We start from the raw sequence: 21708 nt of genomic DNA, 5'->3' as shown, positions 1-21708 counted from the left end.
TATGACCAGCCCGAACACGACCACCCCGATCCTCTCGGTCCAGGACCTCACCGTCGCATTCCGCTCCGAGCAGGCCTGGCGCCCGGTGGTGCACGGCGTCTCGTTCGACATCGGCCCGAAGGAGACCGTCGCGCTCGTCGGCGAATCGGGCTCCGGCAAGAGCGTCACCGCGATGTCGATCATGCGGCTCACCCCGCGCGACGCGACCCGGACCGGCGGCCGCGTGCTGCTCGAAGGCCGCGACCTCCTGCGCCTGCCGGACGCCGAGATGCGGCGGATCCGCGGCGACGACGTCGCGATGATCTTCCAGGAGCCGATGACGAGCCTGAACCCCGTGCTCACCGTCGGCTTCCAGATCGGCGAGGCGCTGCGGCTTCACCGCGGCATGTCGCAGGCCCAAGCCGACGCCGAGACCGTGCGGCTGTTCGACAAGGTCCGGATCCCGGCCGCCGCCTCGCGGGTGCACGACTACCCCCACCGCTTCTCCGGCGGCATGCGCCAGCGTGTGATGATCGCGATGGCGCTGGCCTGCCGGCCGAAGCTCCTCATCGCCGACGAGCCGACCACGGCGCTGGACGTCACCATCCAGGCCCAGATCCTCGACCTCATCAAGCTCCTCCAGGAGGAGGAGGGCATGTCGGTCCTGTTCATCACCCACGACATGGGGGTGGTGGCCGAGATCGCCGACCGCACCGTGGTGATGGTCGACGGGCGCGCCGTCGAGACCGGCGCGACCGAGCAGATCTTCCGCCGCCCGGCCCATCCCTACAGCCGCGCGCTGCTCGCCGCCGTGCCGACCCTCGGGGCGATGACGGGGCAGCCGCACCCGGCCCGCTTCCCGATCGTCGACCGCGCCACCGGCGAGCCGGAAGTCGCCCCGCCCCTGCCGGACACGGTGCGTGAGGGCGAGCGGCCGGTGCTGGAGGTGAAGGGGCTGACCACCCGCTTCGACATCCGCGGCGGCCTGCTGTCGCGGGTGCGAGGCCGGGTCCACGCGGTCGAGAACGTGTCCTTCGCGGTGCGCGAGGGCGAGACTCTGGCCCTCGTCGGCGAATCGGGCTGCGGCAAGTCCACCACCGGCCGCTCGGTGCTGCGCCTGATCGAGCCGGTCGCGGGCGCGGTGCTCCTCGACGGCGAGGACGTGCTCGGCCTGGCGCCCGCCGACCTGCGGGCGCGGCGCCGGCGCATGCAGATGATCTTCCAGGATCCCTTCGCCAGCCTCGATCCGCGCATGAGCGTCGGCAGCGCCGTCGCCGAGCCGCTCCTGATCAACCGCCTGTGCTCGCGGGGCGAGGCTCGCGAGCGCGCCGCCGACCTGCTGCGCCGGGTCGGCCTCAAGCCCGAGATGGCGAGCCGCTTCCCGCACGAATTCTCCGGCGGCCAGCGCCAGCGCATCTGCATCGCCCGCACGCTGGCGCTGGAGCCCCGGCTGATCGTCGCCGACGAATCGGTCTCGGCCCTCGACGTCTCGGTGAAGGCGCAGGTGGTGAACCTGATGCTCGACCTCCAGGCGTCGCTGGGCCTCGCCTACCTGTTCATCTCGCACGACATGGCGGTGGTGGAGCGGGTGAGCCACCGGGTCGCCGTGATGTATCTCGGCGAGATCGTCGAGATCGGCCCCCGCGCGGCGATCTTCGGTGCGCCCCAGCACCCCTACACCAGGAAGCTGATCGCCGCCGTGCCGGTCCCCGACCCGGGCCGCCGCCGCCAGCTCCACGCCGTGCGCAGCGACGAGATCAAGAGCCCGATCCGCCCGGTCGACTACGTGCCGCCGGAGCGGCTGTACCGGGAGGTCTCGCCCGGTCACGTGGTGCAGGTCTGGGGGCCGGAATGGGAGGCGTCGGCAGCCGTCGCGGCGGTGGCGTGAGCGCCGTTTGACCGTGCGACGATCCTGATGCCCTCGGGGTCGTCCCCGGGCCCGCGCGGCGGAGCCCGGGATCCAGAACCGCGGAGCGGGCCGGAACACGTCGTGAGCGTTCCGTTCTATCGTCTGCGACCTGCGCGCCGGGATTCCGGGCTCCGCTGCGCGGCCCCGGAATGATGCGAAGACGGTCGGTTCCGGCGGAGAAACCTCCGCCGCACCCTCACCGCCCGGGGCCGACGACTTCCGGCACCTTCACCGGCACCGGCACCACCGCCGGGCTCACGGTTCCGGAAGGCAGCGTGTTGATGGTTGTCACGCCGCCGGCCTTCGGGGCCGGCGCGGCGCCGTTGAGTGCGCCCGGCGCGGCGGCCGGCTCGCCCTCGTGCGCCGTGCCGTGGGCGCGGCCGAGCAGGTCCGGCGGGGTCTGCCAGACGAAGGCGTCGAGGCGGCCGCTGACGGGCGAGATCGGTGCCCAGCGGTCGGTGACGAGGCCGTCGGCGCACCAGGCCGGATCGCGCGGGGCGCGGGCGGCGCGGGCCTGCCACTCGCGGGCCTTGCCGGATTGGGCGCCGTGCTCAGCCTCCTCGATCTCGGCCATCAGGTCGTAGGCGCGCACCGTCGGCTGGTCGGCCAGCAGCGGCGCCAGCACGTCGCGGGCGCGGCCGAACTCGCGGGCGTCGAGGGCCGCGCGGGCGATGGCGAAGCGGGATTCGAGGTGCCAGGACGAGACCCGGGCCAGGGTCTCGGCGCGGGCCAGCCGGTCGCGGCTCGAGTCACCGGTGCGCAGGTCGAGGTAGACCCGGGCGAGGTCCGGGTGCGGGTTGGCGCGCCAGGCCGCTTCCACTACCTTGGCGCCTCGCTTGAGGTCGCCGCGGCGGGCGAACAGGCGCCCGGCCACCGCCGCCGCCGGCACCAGGTCGGGGGCGAGCTTCACCGCCTCCCGGGCCTGGGCGAGCGCCCGCTCCGGGTCGCCGGCCTCGAGGTCGAGGGCGCTCGCCGTCAGCAGCACCGCGCGCTGGCGCCGCATCGCCGCCTTGTCGGAGAGGCCGAGGCTCGCGCGGCGCGAGACGGTGTCAAGTGCCCCCGACCAGTCGCGGTCGGCACACTGGCCCTCCATCACCGCTTCGTTGGCCCAGGTCACGCTCGGGGCGAGCCGGGAGGCCTCCAGGGCGTAGGCCCGGGCGGTGCTCTCGTCGTCCTGGCGCCGCGCCTCGACGAACAGGCCGCGCAGGCCGAGCACCCGGGTCTCGGGATCGTCGACCATGCGCCGGAAGGCGCGCTCGGCCCCGGCGCGGTCGCCGGAGATCTGGGCGGCCTGGGCGGTCAGCAGCAGGGCGAGCGGCTCGGGCCCGAGCAGGCGCTCGGCCTCGCCGGCCAGCCGGCGCGCCGCGATCGGGTCGCCGGAGCCCACCGCCACCATGCCGCGCGACAGCGCGTTGTAGCCCCGCTCCTGGCGCCGGCGCCGGCTCGACAGGGTGAGCCGCTCGGGCAGGTTCAGGATGCCGCGGGCGAAGGCCCAGACGAAGCCGAGCACCACGGCCAGCACCATCACGCCGACCAGTGCCGCCGCGAGGCTGGTCGCCAGCTCGTAGCCGCCCCAGGTCACGGTGACCACGCCGGGCCGGTCGGCGAGCCACACCGCCCCGTAGGCGGCGAGGGCGAGGAGAGCCAGGAAGGCGAGTGCGCGCCACATCTGTCCATCAACTCCAGAAAGCCGCGCTGCCGCTCACGGGCGCGCGAGGGGGCGTCGAGCGAGCCCCGGAAAACGAAGGGCGGCCGCCCGGACGGGCGGCCGCGGCCTGAGCGTCAGCGGGTCGCCGGACCCTGGATCGCCGCGAAGGAGGCGGCTAGGCGCGCCCTGGCGGCCTCGCCGGCGGCGGCGCGCGCCTTCAGGCGCTGGCCGAAATCGCCGGCCTCCTTGCGGGCCTGCTCCGGCAGGGCGTCGAAGGCCTGGGCAGCCTCCGCCACTGCGCCGCGGGCGAGCGCGTCCTGGATCTTCGCCACCCCGGCCTCGGTCGGATCGGCGGCGTTGCCGGCCGCCGGGGCGGCGCCCTCGGCTCCGACCTTCTTCACCGAGACGATCGACTCCGCCATGCTGGTCAGCCGGTCGGCGATGCTGCCGCGCTCCGCCACCGCCCGCTGGCGGGCGGCGAGCGCCGCCGCGTTCAGCTTGGCGGCGACGGGCTGGAAGCTCTGGGCGAGCGCCGCGGCGGTCGGCGCGCCGTTCTGGGCGAAGGGCTCCAGCGGCGCGAGCGCCCCGGCCTGGCCGGGATCGAGCTGCTTCAAGGTCGCGAGCGCGTCGGCGTAGGGCGCGCCGGAGGCGAGTGCGCTCGCGATCCGGTCGGAGGCCACGACCCGCAGGGCCGCCTGGACGCTGCCGGCCTCGGCCCGGCCCTCGACCGCCTTGGCCAGATCGGCGAGGCGCTGGTCGACGGTCTTGTTGCGGGTGTCGAGCGCCTGCTGCAGCCCGTCGAAGCGCTGGTCGGCGGCCTTCGCCCGGGTGTCGAGGGCCTGACGCAGCTCGTCGAGGCGCTGGCCGAGCGCCTTGTCGGCCTGCTCGTCCGCCGCCGCCCGGGTGCCGAGATCGGCCTGCAGCGCCTTCAGCCCCTTGTCGAGCCCGTCGAGGCGGCCGCGCAGGTCGGCGCCGTCGCCGCGGCCCTGGAGCGCGGTGACCGCCTGGGCGAGGCCGTCGACCCGCTGGCGCAGGCCGGCATCGCCCCCGCCCGCGCGACCCTGGAGGTCGGCGAGCTGCTTCTCGATGCCCTGGAGGCGGGCCGGGTCGAGGCCGGCGGCCGGGCTGGCGGCCTGATTCTGCGACTGAGCGGCGGGCGCCGGCTGGCCGGTACCCTGAGCGGGCGCGGCGTCCGCCTTGCGCAGGGCCTCGTCGGCGCGCTGGCTCGCCGCCTTGGCGGCGGCGTCGGCCGCGCGCACCGCGTCGGGCAGGGGGCGCAGGGTCGTCTCGAGTGACGCGATCCGCCGGTCGAGGGCCTGGACGCTGTCGCGCGGAGCGAGGTCGGCCAGGCGCTGCTCCAGCGGCACGGTGCCGGACACTTCGCCCTGCGGCGCCTCGGGCTTCGGCAGGTTGATGCCGTAGGCCGGGCCGTAGGTCGTCGCGCCGTAGAGGAGGCCCGCGCCGACCACGCCGCCGAGGAGCGAGGCGGCGAGCAGCGAGCCAAAACCGGCGCCGGAGCGGGCCTGCGGCGTCGCGACCGTGGTCGGTGTCGCGGTCCGGGTCGCGTCGGGCTTGGGCGACGTCGCACCGGTCGACGGGCCGGCCTGCGGTCCGGTCTTCGGCACGGTCGAGAGCTTGGCGCCCGCAGCGGCACCCGCCGCCGCGGCGGTCGCCGTCGGGTTGGGGCCGGAGCCCGCCGAGGCGGCCCCCGTCGTCGCGCCGGTGCCGGCCGCGGGCGACTTCGCGTCCGGAGCCTTGCCCGCCTCGGGCGGCTTGGTGCCGGGCGCCGCGGTCGCCGGGGTGACGGGCTTGACGTCGGTGGGTTTGGCGTCGCCGACCTTGAGCGGGCCGCTGCCCGGTCCCGTCGCCACCGGTCCGGTCGTCGGCTTCGCGGCACCGGTCGGGGACGGCGTCGCGGAGGCGACCGGCCCGGTGGTGGAGGCGATCACGGAGGACGGCGCGCCGGGCTTGACCTCACCGGGCTTGGCTTCCCCGGGCTTGGCTTCCCCGGGCTTCGAGGCCGCGGTCGTCGCCGTCGCGCCGACGGCCGGCGTCGGGGCGCCGCCGAGCGGCCGGGACGCCGAGCCGGTCGCGCCGGACATCGGCGACGGGGTGGAGGCGGCGCCGGTCGCGCCCGTGGCCCCGGGCCGCGGGGACTCGGCGGGTTTCGCCGCCGTACCGCCGGCCGGAATCGCGGCGCCGGCCGGAACACCGCCCGGCTTCACCTCGGCGGCCTTCACCGGATCGCCGGGCTTCACGGCCGCGGCGGCGGGCGACGCGGGCTTGCCGGGTTCGATCTTGCCGGGCTCGATCTTGCCGGCCTGCGCGCCGGTGGCTTCCGGCTTCGCGTCCGGACCCTGACCCGGCTTGCCCGGCTCGGCCTTCGTCGGCTCGGCCTTGCCCGGCTCGGCCTTGGGCGCGTCGGGGACGCGGGTGGCCTTCAGGTCGAGGATCGGCCCATCCGCCGGGTTGCCGCCGCGCCCGCCGGGGCGGTTGCGCGAGTCCTTCTGGTCCTTGTCGGATGGGGTCACGGCCGGAGATCCTCACCTCTCGATGCCGGGCCGTGAGCCCGCCGGAAGGCGGGCCCGATCGGCGCGGCGGGAGCGCGGCCGCGGGGCAGGATCCCGCCCGGGCCGCGCGCTGCTTCATCGTCCCTTAGCATCGCTCCAGGCCAGGGCGAAGGCCCGGCGAGGTCTCTGCGTTACTGTTCGAAAGGACGGGGCCGAGGCCGGCGAGGAGCGTCTCCTCGTCCGGCCGCGCCGCGACCACATGGGATGGGACCCCGGCCGCGACCAGGGGGGCGGCCACATCCGCCGACAGGCAATGATGCGCCACGCGTCGAAAGGCGTCCTCCCGTCCCGCCGCCCGGGCGAGCCCGAGCGCCGTCGCGGCGCTGCGGCGGGAATAGTGCAGGGCGGCGTCGATTCCGTCCTCCGCCAGGGCCGCGGCCACGGGCTCCGGCAGGACCGGCAGGGGGCGGGCCGCGTAGGCGACCCAGACCGTCAGCCGGTAGCCCCGGGCCCCGAGCGTCGCCGCGGGCTCGTCCTTGCGCTCGCGCCCGGCGGCGTGGACGAGGCGCGCGCCCCGCGGCAGGGCGGCGCCGATCAGCGCGGCCAGGGCCCGGGCGTCGCCCCCGGCCTCGTGGACGGGCCTTAAGCCCGCCGCCTTCGCGGCGGCGGCGGTGCGTCCTCCGACGCAGTAGGCCGGCAGGCCGGCGAGGGGCGAGCCCGCCACCGCCGGCACCGCGCTCGCGCTCGTCAGCACCAGGGCGTCGAAGGGACCGACGGGCGGCGGCGCGCCGCTCGGGGCGAGGTCGAGCACGGGGGCGAGGAGCGGGCGGTGGCCGAGGCCTGCGACGCGCTCGGCCGTGCGCGCGCCGGCCGGCAGCGGCCGGGCGACCCACACGCGCAAGGCGGTCCCGCATCCCGTCGCCCGCGTCACGCGCCCTCCCCCGCCATGCGGCCGCTCCGGCCCCCCTGGCCCGCCTCGCGTCGGCGGGTTATCTGGGGCACCATACCGGCCGCCGCGCGGCGTGCCAGCCCCCTCGCGAGACCACCCTTCCATGAACGTCCTCGGGATCGAGACCACCTGCGACGAGACCGCGGCCGCGATCGTGGCGGTGGGCGAGGACGGGCGCGGCGAGATCCGCTCCAACGAGGTGCTGAGCCAGATCGCCGAGCACGCCGCCTATGGCGGGGTGGTGCCGGAGATCGCGGCCCGCGCCCATGTCGAGGTGCTCGACCGGCTGGTCGCCCGGGCGCTGTCGAACGCGAATGTCGGGCTCCCGGACCTCGACGGCATCGCGGTCGCGGCCGGGCCCGGGCTGATCGGCGGCGTGCTGGTCGGCCTCGTCACCGGCAAGACCCTGGCGCTGGTCGCGCGAAAGCCCCTCGTGGCGGTCAACCACCTCGAGGCCCACGCCCTCACCGCGCGGCTCACCGACGGCCTCGCCTTCCCGTACCTGCTGCTGCTCGCCTCCGGCGGCCACACCCAGCTCGTCGCCGTGAAGGGCGTCGGCGAGTACGTGCGCCTCGGCGGCACCATCGACGACGCCATCGGCGAGGCCTTCGACAAGGTGGCGAAGCTCCTGGGCCTCGCCTATCCGGGCGGGCCGGAGGTCGAGCGCGCGGCCGAGAGCGGCAACCCGGAGCGCTTCGCCCTGCCCCGGCCGATGCTCGGACGGCGCGAGCCCAACTTCTCCCTGTCCGGCCTCAAGACGGCCCTGCGGATCGAGGCCGAGCGCATCGCGCCCCTCACCAACCAGGACGTCGCCGACCTCTGCGCGGGCTTCCAGGCCGCCGTCGTCGACGTGGTGGTCGACCGGGTGCGGGTGGCGCTTCGCGATTTCGGCGCCGTCGCCGGCCATCCGACCGCGCTCGTGGCGGCCGGCGGCGTCGCGGCGAACGGCGCCCTGCGCCGGGCGCTCGCCCACCAGGCCGGCGAGGCCGGGCTGCCGCTCGTCGCCCCGCCCCTGCCGCTCTGCGGCGACAACGGCGCGATGATCGCCTGGGCCGGCATCGAGCGCCTGCGGCTCGGCCTGACCGACGACATCACGGCGCCGGCCCGGCCGCGCTGGCCCTTCGCCCAGGCGAAGGACGCTCCCCGGGATGCAGCCACGGCCGACGGCGCAACCGTCGGATGACTCCCGCCGAGGCCGAGGCGCAGCAGCGCCGCTGGCGGGCCCTGGTCGACGAGCGCCTGCCGGAGGCGGCGCGGGCGCGTCCGGACTGGCCGGTCTCGCGCAACCACTGCTTCGCCCGCATCCTGCTCGACAATGCCTGCGGCGGGCCCTGGCGCGAGAGCGTCGCCCCGCCGGCCTGGGCCAACATGCCGCCCGAGCGCCTGGCGCTCGCGGTGAGCCTCGGCGAGGCGGTGCTGGCCGGCCGCCAGGACCTCGCGGCGCTCAACCACCGCTCGCTCCTGTGGCGGCGCAAGCGCCCGGTGCCGCCGGCGCCGGCCCGCCTGACCGGCGAGAACTTCGCCTTGCGGCGCTGGCAGCTCTCCGACGACGCGCCGTTCGCGGCGCTCTGCGCCGACCCCGAGGTGATGCGCTACTTTCCCGCGCCGAAGACCGCCCGCGAGAGCCAGGCCGAGGCCCGGGCGCTCGACCGGCGCTTCGAGGAGGACGGGTTCGGCCCCTGGGCCGTCGAGGCGCCGGAGGGGTTCTGCGGCTTCGTCGGCTGCTGGCGTCCGGCCCGGCCGCTGCCGCTCGGCGACCTGCTCGGGCGGGAGACCGGCCTCGTCGAGATCGGCTGGCGGCTCGCCCGGCCCGCCTGGGGCCGGGGTTTTGCCGTGCGCGGCGCCCGCCTGGCGCTGGCCGACGCCTTCTCCCGCTGCGCGCTCGCCGAGGTCGTCGCCTGCACGGCGGAGAGCAACACCCCCTCGCGCCGGGTGATGGAGCGGCTCGGGATGAGCGAGGTCGGCGGGTTCGACCATCCGGGCCTGCCCGAGGGGCATCGCTTGCGGCCGCACCGGTTGTACCGGCTGGCGGCGGCGGATTTCGCGATGAGGAGCTTCTGATGACCACCATCGGCCCGATCGCGGTCCTGGGCGGCGGGGCCTGGGGCACGGCGCTCGCCAACGCCGCCGCCGCCGCGGCTCCGCGCCCGGTGGTACTGTGGATGCGCGACGCGGAGGGCGCCGCCGCCATGGCCCGCACGCGCGAGAATGCCCGCCATCTCCCCGGGGTGAGGCTGCATGCGGGCGTGCGCCCGACCGCGGCGGCGACCGATCTCGGCGAGGCCGAGGCGGTGCTGGTGGTGACGCCGGCCCAGACGCTGCGGAGCGTGCTCGGCGCCCTGCACCCGCACCTGCGGCCGGAGGCGGCACTGATCCTGTGCGCGAAGGGCATCGAGCGCGGCACCGACGCCTTCCTGACCGACGTGGCGGGAGAGGCCGCGCCGGGCGCGGCCGTCGCGGTGCTGTCGGGCCCGAGTTTCGCGGCGGACGTCGCCCGGGGCCTGCCCACCGCCGTGACGCTGGCGAGCCGCGACGGCGCGCTGGCCGCGCGCCTCGCCGCGGCCCTGTCGGGGCCGACCTTCAGGGTCTATCACGGCACCGATCCGCGCGGGGTCGAGATCGGCGGGGCGGCCAAGAACGTGCTCGCCATCGCCTGCGGGGCGGCGATCGGCCGGGGCCTCGGCGAGAGCGCCCGGGCGGCGCTCGTCGCCCGCAGCTTCGCCGAGCTGATGCGCTTCGCCCGCGCCTGGGACGCCCGGCCCGAGACCCTGATGGGGCTGTCGGGCCTCGGCGACCTCGTGCTCAGCGCCGCCTCGGCGCAGTCGCGCAACTTCGCCTTCGGCGAGCGCCTGGGGAGAGGCGCGAGCCTCGAGGAGGCCTCCGGCGGCAAGCTCGCCGAGGGCGCGCTCACCGCGCAGGGGCTGGTGGCCCTCGCGCGCCGCCGCGGGGTCGAGATGCCGGTGGCCGAGGCGGTGGCCGCGCTCCTGACCGGCGCGGTCAGCCTCGATGCGGCGATCGCCGACCTGCTCGGCCGGCCGCTCAGGGCCGAGGCCTGAGCGGGCCGGCGCCCGCGTGCGGCCTCAGAACAGGCCCTCGATCCGCCCCTCGGCGTCGAGGTGGATGCCCTCGGCCGCCGGCACCTTCGGCAGGCCCGGCATGGTCATGATCTCCCCGCAGATCGCCACCACGAAGCCGGCGCCGGCCGAGAGGCGCACGTCGCGCACCGCGACGACGTGGCCGCTCGGCGCGCCCATCAGGGTCGGGTCGGTCGAGAACGAGTACTGGGTCTTGGCCATGCAGACCGGAAGCCGGCCGTGGCCGGCCTGCTCGAACGCCGCGAGCTTGGCCGCCGCCTTCGATTCGACCTGGATGTCGGCGGCGCCGTAGAAGTCCCGCGCGACCGTGCGGATCTTGTCCTCGAGCGGCATCGCGTCGGGATAGGCCAGGCGCGGCGTCGCGGCCGGGCCCGCATCGGAGAGCGCCGCTACGGCGTGGGCCAGGTCCTCGGCCCCGGCGCCGCCCTCGGCCCAGTGCCGGCAGGTGATCGCCTCGACGTCGAGGCGGTCGCGGCAGAGCGCCTTCAGCGCCGCGTGCTCGGCCTCCGTGTCGGCATGGAAGTGGTTGACCGCGACCACGACCGGCGCGCCGAAGCGGCGCACGTTCTCGACGTGGCGGGCGAGGTTGGCAAATCCCCGCTCCAGCGCCGCGACGTTCTCGGCACCGAGATCCGCCTTGGCGACGCCGCCATGCATCTTGAGGGCGCGCACGGTCGCGACGATCACCACGGCGGAGGGGTTCAGGCCGGCCTGCCGGCACTTGATGTCGAAGAACTTCTCGGCCCCGAGATCGGCGCCGAATCCGGCCTCGGTCACCGCGTAGTCGCCGAGCCTGAGCCCCGCCCGCGTCGCGATCACCGAGTTGCAGCCATGCGCGATGTTGGCGAAGGGCCCGCCATGGATCAGCGCCGGGCTGCCCTCGATGGTCTGGACGAGGTTGGGCTGCAGCGCGTCCTTGAGGAGCACCGTCATGGCGCCGGTGGCCTTGAGGTCGGCGAGCGTCACCGGCTTGCGGTCGCGGGTCTCGGCCACCACGATGCGGCCGAGCCGCACCTCGAGGTCGGCGAGGTCGCGGGCGAGGCAGAACACCGCCATCACCTCGGAGGCCACCGTGATGTCGAAGCCGTCCTCGCGCGGGAAGCCGTTGGCGACGCCGCCGAGGCTCTGGGTGATGGTGCGCAAGGCCCGGTCGTTCATGTCGAGGACGCGCCGGAACGCCACCCGGCGCAGGTCGATGCCGAGCGGGTTGCCCCAGTAGACGTGATTGTCGATCAGCGCGGCGGCGAGGCTGTGGGCCGAGGTGATGGCGTGGAAGTCGCCGGTGAAGTGGAGGTTGATCGCCTCCATCGGCACCACCTGGGCCCGGCCGCCGCCGGCCGCCCCGCCCTTCTGGCCGAAGCAGGGCCCGAGCGAGGGCTCGCGCAGGCAGATCACGGTCTTGCGGCCGATGCGGTTGAGGGCGTCGCCCAGGCCGACCGTCGTGGTGGTCTTGCCCTCGCCGGCCGGGGTCGGGCTGATCGCCGTCACCAGGATCAGCTTGCCCTCGGGCCGCGCCTCGAGACCCCGGATATGGGCATGGTCGATCTTGGCGATGTGGCGCCCGTAGGGGTGCAGGGCCTCGTCGGGGATGCCGATCTTCTGCGCAATCGCGGTGATCGGCTGGAGGGTGGCCGCGCGGGCGATCTCGATGTCGGTCGGCATGGGTCCCGATCGTTGTTCTGGGGCCGTCAGGGAGCGGCTGGCGTGGGAGGGATTTTAGGCCGAGGCCGCTACCTTCGAACAGATCAAATCGCTTGAGCAGGATGCTCAGAAAAATTGAACCCCCCTCGTCCGGTTGCGAACAGGATCGGTCGAGTGCGGCCGGGCATGCGGGCCGTTAGGCATGTCGGGAGATCGGCGCCTGCCGCGCCAGGAAGGCTTCACGATTGCCGGTCCAGGGTGGCCCCCGCGGGGCGACGGGACGGGAGAGTACGGGATGGCCTTCTGGCTGCGGGCCGGGCTGGTGATCGGCGCGATCTACTACCTGTCGCCGCTGCGCTCCGGCGACGCGCCCGCCCCCAGCCGGACCGCTCACGCAATCCCGGGCGCGACGGGGGCGTCGGCGCTCGCGGAGGTCGCCGGGCCGCTCCTCGAGACTCTGCCCGCCCCGTTGCGCGCCCGGGCGGCCGAGTTCGCCGCGGTGGAGGCCGGGCGCGCGCTCGGGACCGGGCTGCAGGCGGCCGTGGCGGAGGCGGCCCGCCCGCCCTCGCGCGACACCCTCACCGCCCACGACCGCCAGCCCGCCTGGCGCGGCGCCCCGGAGCGCGAGGCCCGCTGAGCCGGTTCCCGGGATAATCAGGCAAGGATACGACGGCATCGGCCGCGTTCGAGGCGTTCCCGGCCAAGTGGAAGGCCCGCCGCCGGGGAGAAACCGGCCGGATCAGGGGCCGCGATTGCCTGCGATTGCACGATATCGGCGGCCGCTCTAGGCCGAACGACCTATGCCGGCCGGGCGAGGACGAAGCGGAACCTTGGCGTGTCGCCTCCGTTTCCAGAACGTGGACCTAACATTCGATCATCGGAATTGCTGCGCGGCCTCGGGTCGGCTACCGGCGAAACGGTGGTGTTACCCTACCCCCATCCATCCAGACCTTCGAGTCCGAGCCGCCTTGCCCCGCTACTTCTTCGATGTCATGGATTCGGCCCAGAGCGTGCCCGACGAGGCCGGACTCGATTGTCGCGACCTCGGCGAGGCCCACCGCCAGGCCCAGACCTTGATCGCCGACGCGATGAACGGCCCGGAGGCGACGCGGATCGACTGGCGCGCGTGGCGCGTCGAGGTGCGTGACGAGGCGCGCAGCCTGCTCTTCACCGTGCCGTTCCCCTCGCCGTGAGATCCCGACGCCTATCCCCAGGCGGACGGGATCGCCGGAGTGAAAAGGACTAACAACCTGCAGCGCCCTCTATATACTCACAGGGAGTTCAGTGGGATCCGCGGCGTCCGGCGGCGGTGCCCCGGCGACGGGTGGGAGTTCCCCTCCGGCCTCGGGGGGAAGGCAGTCTGATGTCGGTGACCGAGGAGGATCAGGCCGGCCGCGTGGTCGCGACCCTGGAGATCGTGCTGCGGGCACCGCCCTTCGTGCGCTCGCCGAAGCTCGCGCGCTTCCTGCGCTTCGTGGTCGAGGAGGAGCTGGCCGGGCGCGGGGCGACCATCAAGGCCTACACCATCGCCACGCAGGCCCTCGGCCGCGGGCCCGATTTCGACCCGAGCCTCGATCCGAGCGTGCGCGTGGAGGCCGGGCGGCTGCGGCGGGCCCTGGACGAGGTCTATGCCCAGCACGCCGAAGGATTGGAGGTCCGCGTCACCGTGCCGGTCGGCGGCTACCGGCCCCGGTTCGATTCCCTGGAGGGGCTGCCGGCTCCGGCCGAGGAGGCGCAGGCGCCGGCATCCGACGTCCCTCCCCCGCCCCCGGCGGAGGCGCGGGCGGCCCCGGTGGCCTTCAGCCCCCGCGGACAGACGGCGATCATCGCGCTCCTCGCCGCCATCCTGCTGGTGCTCTGCATCGATCTGGGCCTGACCCTGAGCACCCGCATGGACGGTGCTCCCCCGACACCGCGCGGCATCGCCGTGCGGGGCCGGTGACCCGTCAGGTCCAGCGGGTGGCGAAGCGGGCGAGGTCCGCGGCGCTCGCGAAGGCGACGACGCCGAGGCTGCGGGTCTCCTCCGGCAGGCCGGGGAACGGCACGTAGGTGACCGCGCGCCGGCTGAAGGCCGCGCTCGGAGCCTCCGCCGCGGCCCAGTCCCGCACCTCGGGCGCGAGGGCGTCGGAATCGTCCGGCGCGACCAGCCCGGACCGCTCGCGCAGGGCCAGGACGTAGGGGCCGAGATCCGGATGCTGCTCGCGCAGGACCTTGACGATGTCGATCATGATCTCGGCGATCAGAAGCTCTGCGGCTCGTTGATCTGCACCACCGGCTGGCCCTTGAAGAAGTTCGGGATGTCGCCGAAGATCTCCTTGCCGTGGGCGGCTCCCGCCTTCTGGAAATCCTCCAGCGAGCGGAAGGTGAGGAACGCCATCACCTGGAACGGGGCCGGGCTGCCGTCCGGCGTGCCGCTGGCCTTGACCACCTCGACCTTGTCCAGGCCCATCGAGGACCAGCGCTCGCGCACCAGCGGCATGTGGTGCTTGAGGTAGTAGCCGAGGTCGAAGGCCTGGGCGTCGGCGCCGCCCGGATACATCACGCTGACCAGGATCATGGCGTTGGTTCTCTCCCGGATGCGGGACCCGTTCCCGGTCCCTGGATTTCAGAGAGCATCGTTTCGTCACCCAGCGCAAGCGCGCCGGGCCTGCCCGAAGGTCGTCACCCCCACAAAGCCGGCTCCGGCGGATGCACGAGGCTGCCCTCGAAGACGAGGCCGGGCGCGCGGTCGCGGGCGAGCAGCAGCGGCCCGTCGAGGTCGACGAAGTCGGCGTAGCCCGAGAGCAGCATCGCCGGCGCCATGGCGAGCGAGGTGCCGAGCATGCAGCCGACCATGATCGACAGCCCCCGCGCCCGGGCGGCCTGGGCCAGCAGCAGGGCCTCGGTGAGGCCCCCGGCCTTGTCGAGCTTGATGTTGATCGCGTCGTAGCGGTCCCTCAGCCCGTCGAGGCCGGCGCGGTCGTGCAGGCTCTCGTCGGCGCAGATCGGGATCGGCCGGGGGATCCCGGCGAGCGCCGCGTCGTCGCCCGCCGGCAGCGGCTGCTCGATCAGCCGCACCCCGGCCGCGACGCAAGCCGCGAGGTTGGCCTCCAGCGTCTCGGGCGACCACGCCTCGTTGGCATCGACCACGAGCGCCGAATCCGGCGCGCCCCGCCGCACCGCCGCGATCCGCTCCGGGTCGCCGGCCCCGCCGAGCTTCACCTTGAGGAGCGGGCGGGAGGCCGCTGCGCGCGCCGCCGCCTCCATCGCCTCCGGGGTGCCGAGGCTCAGCGTGTAGCAGGTCGTGACCGGAGCGGGCGCCGGGAGGCCGGCCAGCCCGTGGGCGCGCGTACCGGCGCGCTTGGCCTCGAGGTCCCACAGGGCGCAGTCGAGGGCGTTGCGGGCCGCGCCTGCGGGCAGGCGCGCGGCCAGCTCCTGCCGGGTGAGCCCCGCGGCGAGTGCGTCCCCTTGCGCCGCGATCAGGTCGCGCACGCCCTCCACCGTCTCGCCGTAGCGGGCGTAGGGCACGCACTCGCCGCGACCGGTGACGGTCCCGTCGGTGAGTTCGGCCGTCACCACCACGGCTTCCGTCCGGCTGCCGCGCGAGATGGTGAAGGTGCCGGCGATCGGCCAGCGCTCGATCGCGGTCGCGAGCCGGATCACGCCGGGAACTCCGCGACCAGGCGGTCGACCAGCGCCTCGACCCCGAACCGCACCGGGTCGGTCGCCGGCAGGCCGTGCTCGGCGGCCAATGCTTCGAGCAGCGCCCGCGCCTCCGCTTCCTCGAGGGCCTGCGTGTTGACCGCGATGCCGGTCGGCCGGATGTCCGGGTTGGTGAGCCGGCCGAGCTGCACCGTGAGATCGATCACCTCGCGGATGGTCGGGAGCGCGTGCTTGACGCCGCGCATGGTCGTGCGGGTCGGCTCGTGGCAGACCACGAAGGCGTCGGCCTGCGCCCCGTGCAGCAGGCCGAGGCTGACGCCGGCGAAGCTCGGGTGGAACAGCGAACCCTGGCCCTCGATCAGGTCCCAGTGGCCCGGATCGGCGGCGGGCGCGATCCACTCGACGGCGCCGGAGATGAAGTCGGCCACCACCGCGTCGATGGCGACGCCGCGGCCGGAAATGAACACCCCGGTCTGGCCGGTGGCGCGGAAATCGGCGTCGAGGCCGCGCTCGCGCATGCCCTTCTCGAGCGCCAGCACGGTGTACTTCTTGCCCACCGAGCAGTCGGTGCCGACGGTGAGGAGCCGGCGCCCCGGCCGGCGCGTGCCCTTGCCGGTGTCGAAGCGCTGGTCGGAATGGCGCACGTCGTGGAGGGTGCGCCCGTGGCGCGCGGCGGCTTGCGCGATCTCCGGCACCGAGCCGAGGCGGGTGTGCAGGCCGCTCGCCACGTCGAGCCCGGCCTCGAGCGCCTCGACGATGGTGGCGATCCAGTGCGGCGGCAGCACGCCGCCGGCATTGACCACGCCGACGATCAGCGTGCGCGCGCCCTTGGCCGCACCCTCCGCGATGGCCAGGTCCGGGATGCCGAGATCGGCGGCGCATCCGGGCAGGCGCAGCTGCCCGACGCACCATTCGGGCCGCCAGTCGACGATGCCGTAGGCGGTCTTGGCGGCGAGCCTGTCCGGCACGTCGCCGAGGAACATCAGGTAAGGCGTGGCGATCTGCATCGGTCTCGTCGGTCCGTCGTCGCGGGGTCGTCACGGGTGCCGGGCAGGATTCGCGCCGCGTAGGCGCGGATCGTCGGGCGTGGCACTGTCGCGCGGGTGGGTCCGGGGCGCAACAGGCCGGGCGCGAGGGGCTGCCCGGCCGGGCCGCCGCCCCGGTTGGCCCGCGCCTTGCTGACCACCTCTCGGGCACGGCCGCCCGACGGTCCGACGGTCTTACGCAGAACGCCCCGCCCGGGACCGCCGCCATCCCCAGCCCAACCCTTGACGTGATGATCGCGGTGGCGGACTAGGTCGATGCCCAATAGGAGAGCACGAATGCGTTTGAGAAGCCTGCTTCCCGTCCTGCTCGCCGGCCTGGCGGCCTCCGCCGGGGCCGCTTCGGCCCAGGACCTCACCGGGACGCTGAAGAAGATCAAGGAGACCGGGCAGATCACGCTGGGCTACCGCGATTCCTCGGTGCCGTTCTCCTATCTCGACAACAACCAGAAGCCGGTCGGCTTCGCGATGGACATCTGCTACAAGATCGTCGACGCGGTGAAGGCCGACCTTAAGCTCGACAAGCTCGAGGTGAAGCTCAACCCGGTGACCTCGGCGACGCGCATCCCGCTGATCGCCAACGGCACGGTGGATCTCGAGTGCGGCTCGACCACCAACAACGTCGACCGGCAGAAGCAGGTCGCCTTCACCAACACCCACTTCCTGACCGCCAACCGCTTCGTCGCCAAGAAGTCGAGCGGCCTGACGAAGTTCGAGGACCTGAAGGGCAAGACCGTCGTGTCGACCTCGGGCACCACGAACATCAAGATGATCAACGAGTACAACGCCGAGAAGAAGCTTGGCATCACGATCCTGCCGGCCAAGGACCACGCCGAGGCGTTCCTGATGGTCGAGACCGGCCGCGCCGCGGCCTTCGTCATGGACGACGTGCTGCTCGCCTCGCTGGCCGCCTCCTCCAAGGAGCCGACCGCCTACGCGATCTCGACCGACGCCCTGTCGAAGCCCGAGCCCTACGGCATCATGCTGCGCAAGGACGACGCCCCGTTCAAGAAGGTCGTCGATGCCGCCACGGCCGCCTTCTACAAGAGCGCCGAGAGCAAGCCGACCTACGACAAGTGGTTCATGAAAGCGATCCCGCCGCGGGACATCAACCTGAACCTGCCGATGAGCGAGGCGCTGCAGCACGCCTTCGCCAAGCCGAGCGACAGCCCGGACCCGGCCGCCTACTGAGCCGACGACCCGGCGCCGCCTCCCCCGGGGCGGCGCCGGATTTCGTTCCCTCGGGCACTTTTCCCTGTGCCCTCGACCGCGCCCCGCCTCGCCCGGGCCGAAAAACCGTATACCATCCGACATCAGGCGCACCCGGAAGACAGGGCATGAACTACAACTGGAACTGGGGCATCTTCTTCGAGGCGTCGCCCGAGGGGACAGGCTCTTACGCCGACATGCTGCTGTCGGGCCTGATCTGGACCATCGTCACGGCGCTCTGCGCCTGGGTCATCGCGTTCGCGGTCGGCTCGGTGGTCGGCGTGCTCCGCACCCTGCCGAGCCGCGGCGCCCAGGCGGTGGGCAACGCCTACGTCGAATTGTTCCGCAACATCCCGCTCCTCGTGCAGATGTTCCTGTGGTTCTTCGTGCTGCCCGAGGTGCTGCCGGAATCCTGGGGCACCTGGCTCAAGCAGCTGCCGAACGCGCCGTTCTACACCGCCGTGGTGTGCCTCGGCTTCTTCACCGCCTCGCGCGTCGCCGAGCAGGTGCGGGCCGGCATCCAGGCCCTGCCGCGGGGCCAGCGCATGGCCGGCACGGCGCTCGGGCTCACCACCGCCCAGACCTACCGCTACGTGCTGCTGCCCAACGCCTACCGCATCATCCTGCCGCCGCTGACCTCCGAGTTCCTCAACAACCTGAAGAACACGTCGGTGGCGCTGACGATCGGCCTCCTGGAGCTCACCGCCCGGGCCCGCGCGATGCAGGAATTCTCGTTCCAGGTCTTCGAGGCCTTCACGGCCGCGACCGTGATCTACATCATCATCAACCTGCTCGTGGTGACGGTGGCCGGCGTGATCGAACGCCGCGTCGCGGTGCCGGGCCGCTGATCCTCTAGGCTTACCGGGCAAGGGCCTGCGATGTTCTCGAACTTCGACTTCAGCGTCATCCTGAATTCCTGGCGCTACCTGTTCTTCGACGGGATGGCCTTCACGCTGACGCTGACCGCGCTCGCGGCGGTGGGCGGCGTGGTGCTGGGCACGCTGATCGCCATGATGCGCCTGTCGGGCCTGCCGGTGCTGCCGCAGGTCGCCAAGGCATACGTCAACTTCATGCGCTCGCTGCCGCTGGTGCTGGTGATCTTCTGGTTCTACTTCCTGGTGCCGTATATCGGGCAGTGGGTCATCGGGGCCGAGCGGCCGATCCAGGTCGGCGCCTTCTCGTCCTCGCTCATCACCTTCACGCTGTTCGAGGCGGCGTACTTCTCCGAGATCATGCGGGCGGGCATCCAGTCGATCCCGAAGGGGCAGGCGGCGGCGGCCTCGGCGCTCGGCCTCACCTACTGGCAGTCGATGAGCACCGTCATCCTGCCCCAGGCCTTCCGCAACATGCTGCCGGTGCTGCTGACCCAGACCATCGTGCTGTTCCAGGACACCTCTCTGGTCTACGTTCTCTCGATCACCGACTTCCTCGGTGCCGCGTCCAAGATCGCGCAGCGCGACGGGCGCCTGGTCGAGATGTACGTGTTCGCCGCGATCGTCTACTTCGCCGTCTGCTTCATCGCCTCGCTCCTGGTGCGCCGCCTGCAGCGCCGGGTCGCCATCATCCGATAGGGTTTGCCGCCATGACCTCCTCCGCGATGCCGCCCGTCAGCCCCGTTCCGGAGCCGCAGGCCGCTGTCGACGCGGCGCCGGGCACCGGCCCCGTCGGCACCCTGCTCACCGAGCGGCCGCCCGTGGCGGCGACGACGGGTCCGATGATCGCCATCGACGACGTCTCGAAGTGGTACGGCGACTTCCAGGTGCTGACGAACTGCACCACCTCGGTCACCAAGGGCGAGGTGGTGGTGGTCTGCGGCCCCTCGGGCTCGGGCAAGTCGACGCTCATCAAGTGCGTCAACGCCCTCGAGCCGTTCCAGAAGGGCCAGATCACCGTCGACGGCACGAAGATCGCCGACAGGAAGACCAACCTGCCCAAGCTCCGCTCGCGGGTCGGCATGGTGTTCCAGCACTTCGAGCTGTTCCCGCACCTGTCGATCACCGACAACCTGAGCCTCGCCCAGCGCAAGGTGCTGGGCCGCGGCCGAGACGAGGCGGAGGCCAAGGGCCTCGCGCTGCTGGAGCGGGTCGGCCTCAAGGCCCACGCCCACAAGTTCCCGGGCCAGCTCTCCGGCGGCCAGCAGCAGCGCGTCGCCATCGCCCGGGCACTCGCCATGAACCCGATCGTGATGCTGTTCGACGAGCCGACCTCGGCCCTCGATCCCGAGATGGTCGGCGAGGTGCTCGATGTCATGGTCGAGCTCGCCCGCGAGGGCATGACCATGATGGTGGTGACCCACGAGATGGGCTTCGCCCGCAAGGTCGCCCACCGGGTGATCTTCATGGACAAGGGCGAGATCGTCGAGGACGCGCAGAAGGAGGAGTTCTTCGGCTCCCCCCGCAGCGAGCGCGCCCAGACCTTCCTGTCGCGAATCCTGTCGCACTGACGCGATCTCCTGTCCGAGACGAGGCGAGCGAGGGGCCCCGATGCGGGCCCCTTCTCGTTCGAGCCGCCGCCCCAACCCTCCCCCCCTTCGCGGGGCAGGGTCGAGATCGGCTCACGCGCGAGATCGGCTCACGCGCGAGATCGGCTCACGCGGACGTGAACTCCCCGTGCGCGAGGGGCGACCGGCGCGGGATTAGACCGGCCCCGGCGGACGTTCACCCCATATGATGCTTCGCAAGCGCCCCGACGTCCTCGACCTGATGGTGCCGCTCCGGCGCTACGCCCGGTCCCTCACGCGCGACGCCGCGCAGGCCGACGACCTCGTGCACGACACTCTCGTGCGCGCCCTCGAGCGCCAGGGCACCCTGCGGCCGGGGACCAACCTGCGCACCTGGCTGATGACGGTGCTGCACAACGCCTTCATCGACGACCAGCGCCGCCGCAAGGTCGAGGCGCGCTACGCCGACGCCCTCGGGCAGATGAGCGACGAGGCGACGCCGCCGGCCCAGGAAGGGCACGTGCGCCTGGCGCAGGTGCGCGAGGCGTTCCAGCGCCTGCCGGCGGAGCAGCGCGAGGCCCTGCACCTCGTGACCATCGAGGGATTGGCCTACCAGGAGGCCGCCGACGTGCTCGGCATCCCGATCGGCACGCTGATGTCGCGCCTCGGGCGCGCCCGGGCGGCCCTGCGCAACATCGAGAGCGGCGGCACCGCCCGCCAGGCCGCCCCGGACGAGCCTCCGGCTCGACCGGGTCCGCGGCTGCGGGTGGTCGATGGCGGGGCCGGCCCCGCGAGGGCGTCGTGATGAGACGCGAGCATTCAGCGGAGGCGGCGATGGACCCGATCACCGAGGCGGACCTGAACGCCTACATCGACGGCCAGCTCGATCTCGGCCGGCGGATCGAGGTCGAGGAGCACCTGGCGGCGCGGCCCGAGGTGGCGGCGCAGGTGATGGCCGACCTGCACACCCGCGACGCCCTCTGCGCCGCCTTCGGGTCGGCGCGGGACGGCGCCGTGCGCGTCGGCCCGACGCCGGAGCGTCTCGCCGCGGCGGCGCGCCGCCTCGACCGGGCGCTCACCTGGCGGCGCATCGGCGCGCGGCTCCAGCGTGCCGCGGTGATCGCGATGCTGGTCGGCACCGGCTGGCTCCTGCACAACGAGACCGGCGATTTCGGCGTGCAGAACACGGTCGCGCAGACCCACTCCCCGGCCTTCGTCGAGGAAGCGCTCCAGGCCCGTCAGGCGGCCCTGGTGCGGGCCCGCGTGACCTCGCAGCGCCCGACCCCCGCCTACGACCGCCGCGAGGTCGAGGCGGCGACCGGCATCGCCCTGCCCGACCTGCCGTCGGACTGGCGCGTCGACGACATGCAGATCTTCCCCGCCCGCAGCGGCGCGGGCGTCGAGGTCGCGATCGATGCCGGCAGCCTCGGCAAGGTCGCGCTCTTCGCCACTCGCAGCGCCGATGCGGCGGCGCACGCCCCGGCCATCGTCCGCTCGCCGGAGGCCGTGACGGTCTACTGGACCGCCGGACGCGGCGCCTACGCGCTGAGCGGCTCGGGCAACGAGCCCGATCTCGGCCGCGCGGCCGCCACCCTGGCGGCCCTGCAGCACTGACCCTCCCCACCCGCCACCATCCCGGAGCG

General features: G+C 73.8%; 21 protein-coding genes. 13 read left to right on the top strand and 8 right to left on the bottom strand.

Translation table 11 applies throughout. The annotated features are described in order from the left end of the window. The first annotated feature begins 1 nt into the window (after nt 1). A complete protein-coding gene (locus DK419_RS12475; protein WP_109959363.1) occupies nt 2-1867 on the top strand; it encodes an ABC transporter ATP-binding protein in 1866 nt (621 codons plus the stop codon). A 217-nt stretch (nt 1868-2084) separates the two neighbouring features. Here DK419_RS12475 and DK419_RS12470 read toward each other — a convergent pair whose 3' ends face one another. The 3 genes from DK419_RS12470 to DK419_RS12460 form a co-directional block, all read right to left on the bottom strand. Further along, nucleotides 2085-3557: a heme biosynthesis protein HemY gene (locus DK419_RS12470; protein ID WP_109959362.1), complete on the bottom strand. Its 1473-nt coding sequence runs from the start codon at nt 3555-3557 to the stop codon at nt 2085-2087. Nucleotides 3558-3670: 113 nt separating this feature from the next. Beyond that, nucleotides 3671-6067: a COG4223 family protein gene (locus DK419_RS12465; RefSeq protein WP_109959361.1), complete on the bottom strand. Its 2397-nt coding sequence runs from the start codon at nt 6065-6067 to the stop codon at nt 3671-3673. 124 nt (nt 6068-6191) lie between these two features. Next, nucleotides 6192-6947, bottom strand: coding sequence for a uroporphyrinogen-III synthase (locus tag DK419_RS12460; RefSeq protein ID WP_208642350.1), 756 nt, complete (start codon nt 6945-6947; stop codon nt 6192-6194). A 151-nt stretch (nt 6948-7098) separates the two neighbouring features. Here DK419_RS12460 and tsaD point away from each other — a divergent pair, with 151 nt between their 5' ends. Genes tsaD through DK419_RS12445 form a run of 3 tightly spaced genes read left to right on the top strand, consistent with a single transcriptional unit; the run spans nt 7099 to nt 10051 of the window. Then, nucleotides 7099-8178, top strand: a complete 1080-nt coding sequence (gene tsaD, locus DK419_RS12455) for a tRNA (adenosine(37)-N6)-threonylcarbamoyltransferase complex transferase subunit TsaD (RefSeq protein ID WP_109959359.1) — start codon at nt 7099-7101, stop codon at nt 8176-8178. Further along, nucleotides 8175-9056, top strand: a complete 882-nt coding sequence (locus DK419_RS12450) for a GNAT family N-acetyltransferase (RefSeq protein WP_109959358.1) — start codon at nt 8175-8177, stop codon at nt 9054-9056. The genes tsaD and DK419_RS12450 overlap by 4 nt, the downstream gene beginning before the upstream one ends. Beyond that, the gene (locus DK419_RS12445; RefSeq protein WP_109959357.1) at nt 9056-10051 is read left to right on the top strand and encodes an NAD(P)H-dependent glycerol-3-phosphate dehydrogenase; all 996 of its coding nucleotides are present in this window, start codon (nt 9056-9058) and stop codon (nt 10049-10051) included. The genes DK419_RS12450 and DK419_RS12445 overlap by 1 nt, the downstream gene beginning before the upstream one ends. A gap of 24 nt (nt 10052-10075) precedes the next feature. Here DK419_RS12445 and DK419_RS12440 read toward each other — a convergent pair whose 3' ends face one another. After that, nucleotides 10076-11752, bottom strand: coding sequence for a formate--tetrahydrofolate ligase (locus DK419_RS12440; protein WP_109959356.1), 1677 nt, complete (start codon nt 11750-11752; stop codon nt 10076-10078). 274 nt (nt 11753-12026) lie between these two features. On the opposite strand from DK419_RS12440, the gene DK419_RS12435 reads away from it, so the two are divergent. The 3 genes from DK419_RS12435 (at nt 12027) to DK419_RS12425 (ending at nt 13673) form a co-directional block, all read left to right on the top strand. After that, nucleotides 12027-12368, top strand: a complete 342-nt coding sequence (locus DK419_RS12435) for a hypothetical protein (protein WP_109959355.1) — start codon at nt 12027-12029, stop codon at nt 12366-12368. 331 nt (nt 12369-12699) lie between these two features. Then, nucleotides 12700-12924 carry a DUF6894 family protein gene (locus DK419_RS12430; protein WP_109959354.1) on the top strand — a complete coding sequence of 75 codons (225 nt, stop codon included), beginning with the start codon at nt 12700-12702 and terminating at the stop codon, nt 12922-12924. Nucleotides 12925-13094: 170 nt separating this feature from the next. Then, nucleotides 13095-13673 carry a hypothetical protein gene (locus DK419_RS12425; protein ID WP_109959353.1) on the top strand — a complete coding sequence of 193 codons (579 nt, stop codon included), beginning with the start codon at nt 13095-13097 and terminating at the stop codon, nt 13671-13673. Nucleotides 13674-13677: 4 nt separating this feature from the next. Here DK419_RS12425 and DK419_RS12420 read toward each other — a convergent pair whose 3' ends face one another. The 4 genes from DK419_RS12420 to dgcN form a co-directional block, all read right to left on the bottom strand. After that, on the bottom strand, nt 13678-13959 hold the full coding sequence (locus DK419_RS12420; protein WP_109959352.1) for a hypothetical protein: 282 nt from the start codon (nt 13957-13959) through the stop codon (nt 13678-13680). An 11-nt stretch (nt 13960-13970) separates the two neighbouring features. After that, the gene (locus DK419_RS12415; RefSeq protein WP_109959351.1) at nt 13971-14288 is read right to left on the bottom strand and encodes an EthD family reductase; all 318 of its coding nucleotides are present in this window, start codon (nt 14286-14288) and stop codon (nt 13971-13973) included. Between the two features lie 104 nt (nt 14289-14392). Continuing rightward, nucleotides 14393-15373, bottom strand: a complete 981-nt coding sequence (gene dgcA, locus DK419_RS12410) for an N-acetyl-D-Glu racemase DgcA (RefSeq protein ID WP_109959350.1) — start codon at nt 15371-15373, stop codon at nt 14393-14395. Then, a complete protein-coding gene (gene dgcN, locus DK419_RS12405) occupies nt 15370-16380 on the bottom strand; it encodes an N-acetyltransferase DgcN (RefSeq protein ID WP_109959349.1) in 1011 nt (336 codons plus the stop codon). Before dgcN ends, dgcA begins: the two co-directional genes overlap by 4 nt. 315 nt (nt 16381-16695) lie before the next feature. On the opposite strand from dgcN, the gene DK419_RS12400 reads away from it, so the two are divergent. From DK419_RS12400 to DK419_RS12375, 6 genes are all read left to right on the top strand, one after another. After that, nucleotides 16696-17607, top strand: a complete 912-nt coding sequence (locus DK419_RS12400) for an amino acid ABC transporter substrate-binding protein (protein WP_109959348.1) — start codon at nt 16696-16698, stop codon at nt 17605-17607. Nucleotides 17608-17753: 146 nt separating this feature from the next. Then, complete coding sequence (locus DK419_RS12395; RefSeq protein WP_109959347.1) at nt 17754-18473, top strand: amino acid ABC transporter permease; 720 nt, start codon at nt 17754-17756, stop codon at nt 18471-18473. 30 nt (nt 18474-18503) lie between these two features. Next, nucleotides 18504-19196, top strand: a complete 693-nt coding sequence (locus tag DK419_RS12390) for an amino acid ABC transporter permease (protein ID WP_109959346.1) — start codon at nt 18504-18506, stop codon at nt 19194-19196. Between the two features lie 143 nt (nt 19197-19339). Beyond that, complete coding sequence (locus DK419_RS12385) at nt 19340-20068, top strand: amino acid ABC transporter ATP-binding protein (RefSeq protein ID WP_109962270.1); 729 nt, start codon at nt 19340-19342, stop codon at nt 20066-20068. 226 nt (nt 20069-20294) lie between these two features. Next, a complete protein-coding gene (locus tag DK419_RS12380) occupies nt 20295-20870 on the top strand; it encodes a sigma-70 family RNA polymerase sigma factor (protein ID WP_208642349.1) in 576 nt (191 codons plus the stop codon). Nucleotides 20871-20899: 29 nt separating this feature from the next. Further along, complete coding sequence (locus tag DK419_RS12375; RefSeq protein ID WP_208642309.1) at nt 20900-21679, top strand: anti-sigma factor family protein; 780 nt, start codon at nt 20900-20902, stop codon at nt 21677-21679. Nucleotides 21680-21708 lie beyond the last annotated feature (29 nt).

Source organism: Methylobacterium terrae (assembly GCF_003173755.1).
In the GTDB taxonomy this organism is placed as follows: domain Bacteria; phylum Pseudomonadota; class Alphaproteobacteria; order Rhizobiales; family Beijerinckiaceae; genus Methylobacterium; species Methylobacterium terrae.
This window is presented reverse-complemented; position numbering and strand designations above follow the sequence as displayed.

Excerpts from the sequence above, each read along its gene's own strand:
- DK419_RS12470 (WP_109959362.1), bottom strand. The coding sequence starts at position 3,557 with ATGTGGCGCGCACTCGCCTTCCTGGCTCTCCTCGCCCTCGCCGCCTAC.
- DK419_RS12395 (WP_109959347.1), top strand. The coding sequence starts at position 17,754 with ATGAACTACAACTGGAACTGGGGCATCTTCTTCGAGGCGTCGCCCGAG.
- DK419_RS12425 (WP_109959353.1), top strand. The coding sequence starts at position 13,095 with ATGTCGGTGACCGAGGAGGATCAGGCCGGCCGCGTGGTCGCGACCCTG.
- DK419_RS12415 (WP_109959351.1), bottom strand. The coding sequence starts at position 14,288 with ATGATCCTGGTCAGCGTGATGTATCCGGGCGGCGCCGACGCCCAGGCC.
- DK419_RS12420 (WP_109959352.1), bottom strand. The coding sequence starts at position 13,959 with ATGATCGACATCGTCAAGGTCCTGCGCGAGCAGCATCCGGATCTCGGC.
- DK419_RS12435 (WP_109959355.1), top strand. The coding sequence starts at position 12,027 with ATGGCCTTCTGGCTGCGGGCCGGGCTGGTGATCGGCGCGATCTACTAC.
- tsaD (WP_109959359.1), top strand. The coding sequence starts at position 7,099 with ATGAACGTCCTCGGGATCGAGACCACCTGCGACGAGACCGCGGCCGCG.
- DK419_RS12375 (WP_208642309.1), top strand. The coding sequence starts at position 20,900 with ATGGACCCGATCACCGAGGCGGACCTGAACGCCTACATCGACGGCCAG.
- DK419_RS12380 (WP_208642349.1), top strand. The coding sequence starts at position 20,295 with ATGCTTCGCAAGCGCCCCGACGTCCTCGACCTGATGGTGCCGCTCCGG.
- DK419_RS12390 (WP_109959346.1), top strand. The coding sequence starts at position 18,504 with ATGTTCTCGAACTTCGACTTCAGCGTCATCCTGAATTCCTGGCGCTAC.
- DK419_RS12385 (WP_109962270.1), top strand. The coding sequence starts at position 19,340 with ATGATCGCCATCGACGACGTCTCGAAGTGGTACGGCGACTTCCAGGTG.
- DK419_RS12475 (WP_109959363.1), top strand. The coding sequence starts at position 2 with ATGACCAGCCCGAACACGACCACCCCGATCCTCTCGGTCCAGGACCTC.
- DK419_RS12440 (WP_109959356.1), bottom strand. The coding sequence starts at position 11,752 with ATGCCGACCGACATCGAGATCGCCCGCGCGGCCACCCTCCAGCCGATC.
- DK419_RS12450 (WP_109959358.1), top strand. The coding sequence starts at position 8,175 with ATGACTCCCGCCGAGGCCGAGGCGCAGCAGCGCCGCTGGCGGGCCCTG.
- DK419_RS12400 (WP_109959348.1), top strand. The coding sequence starts at position 16,696 with ATGCGTTTGAGAAGCCTGCTTCCCGTCCTGCTCGCCGGCCTGGCGGCC.
- DK419_RS12445 (WP_109959357.1), top strand. The coding sequence starts at position 9,056 with ATGACCACCATCGGCCCGATCGCGGTCCTGGGCGGCGGGGCCTGGGGC.
- dgcN (WP_109959349.1), bottom strand. The coding sequence starts at position 16,380 with ATGCAGATCGCCACGCCTTACCTGATGTTCCTCGGCGACGTGCCGGAC.